This is a genomic window from Salipiger sp. D13, assembly GCF_003703915.1.
Taxonomy (GTDB): Bacteria; Pseudomonadota; Alphaproteobacteria; order Rhodobacterales; family Rhodobacteraceae; genus Salipiger; species Salipiger profundus.
Genome location: NZ_RAPJ01000088.1, coordinates 1 through 4,274, shown reverse-complemented (window position 1 = coordinate 4,274; position 4,274 = coordinate 1). Strand labels below are relative to the sequence as shown.

General features: G+C 57.1%; 3 protein-coding genes. 1 reads left to right on the top strand and 2 read right to left on the bottom strand.

All coding sequences use genetic code 11. The features are described from left to right. The coding region (locus tag D6860_RS25015; RefSeq protein WP_206512222.1) for a DNA cytosine methyltransferase at positions 1-814 on the bottom strand (814 nt) is incomplete at its 3' end. Positions 815-881: 67 nt separating this feature from the next. Between D6860_RS25015 and D6860_RS25010 the strand changes: the two genes are divergently transcribed. Then, positions 882-1,379, top strand: coding sequence for a very short patch repair endonuclease (locus tag D6860_RS25010; RefSeq protein ID WP_076625279.1), 498 nt, complete (start codon positions 882-884; stop codon positions 1,377-1,379). Between the two features lie 361 nt (positions 1,380-1,740). Here the strand turns inward: D6860_RS25010 and D6860_RS25005 are convergent. Further along, on the bottom strand, positions 1,741-4,274 hold a 2,534-nt coding region (locus D6860_RS25005; RefSeq protein WP_128549327.1), incomplete at its 5' end, for a protein NO VEIN domain-containing protein.

Genomic DNA, 4,274 nt, shown 5'->3' with positions numbered 1-4,274 from the left:
CGTCGTGTCTCAGATTTAAGGGCAACGCGACAGCGAGGTCGGAACGGATCCCGATGATGATCACCCGATGTCGTTTTTGGGGAATGCCAAACGCTTCGGCACGGACGATGAAATCCGATGGCCGCATTGCCTCCTGCAAGCAGGCCTTGCCGTCTTGGATCCGGATAGCGCGCAGCTCGTACTCATGACCATGGTCCGTCCCGAGCGAGGAGAGGTCTTCCATCAGCATCTCGAACACGAGGCGGCTTTCGACCGTCGAGGACAGCATGCCCTTGACGTTCTCCATGACGAACGCGGCCGGACGGAGCTCATCAAGCACCCGAATGTATTCGCGAAACAGGTAGTGCCGCTCATCCTCCTCGGGCACGTAGCCGACCTTGCCCCTCGACCGCGCCCGACCCACGAGTGAGTAGGCCTGACACGGCGGGCCACCGATCAGGATCGTATCGTCATACCTAGCCTTGAGTCTGTCGATGGCGGCGTCAATTGCGTCCGCGGCTGTCTCGGTTCCGAGCTCGAGGGCACGTGCTTCTTCGATAGCGGCTCGCCACGCATCGGCGTCGACTTCTGACCAGTCTGGTTCAGGAGCGTGTCCCGCATGGAAATCGATGAACTTCCGAGGCAAGGTGCCGTGCCGCGACCGATACTCGCGCAGGAATGCACGCAGCGTCAGAGTCCGGTGAGCCGAGGCCTCCTTCTCGACCGAAATGCCGATCCGGAACGGCGAGTGGCCGTCCGCGACCAAGGAAGCAAATCCCTCGCCTAGTCCACCTGGACCGGCGAACAGATCAACGATGCCGAAAGTGGAAGGCAAATCAGGCTCCTGACGATCTTTAGTCAATCGGTGTATACTAGGTTCAGGAACGAAAACCAGGATGCAAATGACAGATATTGTGGATCGACAGACCCGATCCCGCATGATGGCAGGGATCAAGGGAAAGAACACTAAGCCCGAGCTGGCGCTTCGGCGGGCTCTGCACGCACGCGGATTCCGCTATCGGCTTCACTCAAAGAACGTCCACGGCAGGCCTGACCTCGTCCTTCCCAAGCACTGCGCCGTCGTCTTGGTGCACGGCTGCTTCTGGCATCGGCATCCGGGATGCCGCTACGCGACCAATCCCAAGACGCGTGCCGAGTTCTGGGAGGTGAAGTTCGCCGCAAACGTTACGCGGGACAGCGCGGTTCGGGCCGCGCTGCTTCAAGCGGGTTGGCGCGTCGCGACGATCTGGGAGTGTGCCCTTCGAAAACCGGGACAGATCGCGGCAGCGGCCGACCAGCTATCAACTTGGCTGCTCTCCGAAACGGAGACGCTCGAGCTCGGCGAACGCGAGGTCTCGCCACCTAAAGGAGAAGGCGAAGATGTCAGCTCGTCCAGCTGATTGGTTCAGCCCGGCAGGGTATGATGCGCCTGTTGAATGTTCGATCTGAGTGTCTTCTTGCGCACGCCACTGGCATGGAAGTGTTTAGCCGGGAACTCCGCAAAACCATTTTATTTCAGAGGCTTGCAACCTATTCACCAATTCCGCGCAGTCATTAGGTCCGGAGAATATCGGCCCCGAGAGACCGCTTCCAAGCCTCCTGGCTCCGGGACAGGTGCTCAGACTGACCCACAAACCCCTTTGGAAACACGGAAAATTTCGACCGGCGTGGGGTCGGGAGAACGTTTTCGCAGGGGCAAATGGCGGTGGGGACGGGACTGGTGTCGAACCTTCTCTGCCTGATCAGGACTCCATCTGAGACTCATCTAGCGTCGAATCCATATCGCACCGAACCCGTTCTGATAACACGAAACCGATTTCTTGTTGTTTCCCCGACCGGGTTCTGAAGCGTTAGTACGTGCCACCTGCTTGGATCAAATACGAACGGCACGTAAAGGATACGATAGCGTCTTTTGCGATCCATGGCTGCGCTACCTGCGACTTCCAACTCCCTTGCCGTCAATTCGAACTCCCCTCCTTCATCAAGAGCGGACTTAACTTCATAGAGCCATTCGTTTCGCTGAGTCACCACTCGGAAGTCGTAGCCAAGACTATCATTACCCCTTTCGCCATCTGAACAGAAGTGAACACGATTCTCTGAAACCCAGCAGCGATCTGACATCTCCTTTGGATGTCGCCGCGATAGGTACTCGCGCACCAAGTATTCACTCGCCATCCCCATGGCTCGCCGGATCGGCTCTGGCGGTTGGTCACGCCGCCCAGCTCCCTTGCCGGCACCACCGCTTCCTTTGGAGTCGCCACGGTTTCCAGATTGCTCATGCTCTTTTAGCCGCGGTGAACGGCTACGAGAAAACCAATCAGCGTCCCCAGCCAGAGCGCTCTCAGCAATGTCGGCTAAGGACTGCGCGAAATCGGTTGCTCCGGTGTCAAGCGAACTCCCGGCGAAGTTGATCGACCGGCGCGCAACTTCTGCCTGCTTTCGTGCTTCGCGCGCCGCGCGCTCTTCGAAGTCAAGATCTGCCTCTGTTAGAGACAGCGCAGCGAGGTCGAAGGTTGAAGGCATGTTCGCCGGCCAAGCGCCGATCCTCTTGCAAATCAATGGCAATTGATCAGGCAGAAGTCGTTCAAAATCGAAGAGCCCAGCATGTTGCAGTGCTTTAACAAGTGGGTGCCCATCAGACGGATCCATCAACTCCGGAAGTTCACTTGCGGAGCGGCGGCACCAAGCGCGCACCAAACTAGCCATACGAGAGTGTGCAGTTAACGCCGTTTTCTGATTGGCAGAAGTCACTCGTCGAAGCTCTGGGAGCTCGATTTCCAAATCGTCTGGCCCTAAGACCGCCTCCATCGTTTCCAAGATATGCTCTTCGACTAATTGCTTGTCGAGAACCTCCATGATGAGTGGCCATTCAGGATCAAACGAAACGAAGCTCAATTCCTTATATTCGAGGTAGTTCTCTAAGCTATCACCCCGTAGGAAGGCAGCTTTGTAGCGTCGCCTGACTCTATCAATAAGGCGAGCCCGTATATCATTGAAGTATACCTCGAATATGCGGCGAAAGTCCGCTTCATCGTTGAGCGGTGGGTAGCCAAGTGCTCGCAGAGCCGCGTTATACTCAGTGAACGGTAGACCAAGGCGCTGTCGCAGGCCGATTTGCTCATCCGTCTCTTCGAGGGCCTGCCAAACGGTCTCCGCACGCTCTGGCCCCAGGTTTTGATCAAGCCAATTTCGAAGAGGAAGAAGCGGGCCGAGACGGTTGTAATGCTGGGCCAACTCATCTGCCGCCTCCGCACCAACCATGAAATAGACGATCGGTCGGACTGCCCGAAAGCGGCGATCAATCCCTCCGCGCGTCGCTGCAAAGTGATCTCGCACGATCGAAACTTCGCGATGAATGGCGAGGGCATACTGTTCCTCTGTTGGTCCAGTCGCGCCTCCGTTGAACCCATGCCGAATGAGTCTACTCAGCATTGTCTCGAGAGTATTTCGGCGCGCACCGATAAGCTTTGTGATTGCAGGAGCCGCTTCAACCAACATCTCGACGTTGGTATCCTCGGCACCTTCAAGAACCAGCGTAGGCAATCGAGAGTGTGGAAATGGATGAGCGCGCTCGTGGCCTCTGGATGAAACCTGATGGTCACCAATTATGATTGAGAAATGTGTGCATTTTCGAACTCGTATCTGTCGAATTCTCTGCTCAAGGGTTTCTGGCGGTAGCGTCCGAAGCTCGAATGGGTCTCCGAGGAACTCGTGAGCCAGGACGGCTGCGTCTGACAGCCAGTTCAGCGCTCCAGCAACCAAGAGTGGATCCGATGAGGCTGGCTCAAAGCTGACGTCATCAACGAGCAGTCGCACATCACCAGTGTCGATTGGGCTTGGAGTGAACCCGCCCGTCTGTTCTAGGAGAGTAGAGACCCTAAGGGTGTCGGCTTCACCAAGGTCCAGAACCGCTGCTCCTTGATCGATAAGTGCTCGCGCCGCAAAGCTCTCTCTTTCGCTTGTCAGGTACACCACTGGCCGGGTCTCAGGGCATGCCTCCAGGCAGTTAAGTCCTGTGGCGTGTTCTACGACAACCTGCAAATCCGACGGCAGCGATAGGTTTTCCTTCGAGATGTCTGCCCACGCCCGGCGCAACTGTTCGCGCAGGTCCCGTCGCTCAGCGGCGGAAAGGTCGCTGACCGCGTCGGCTAAAGAAACGAGACGATCAGATGCCGTGACTGACGAGGTCCAGTCCCTGAGACCAACGCGCTTATCGAATAGTATGGTTGGTGCTGATGCTCGGAGGCTAGGTTCAGCCGCGAACCGGCTCTGTTGCACAAATCCCGTGCGGGATT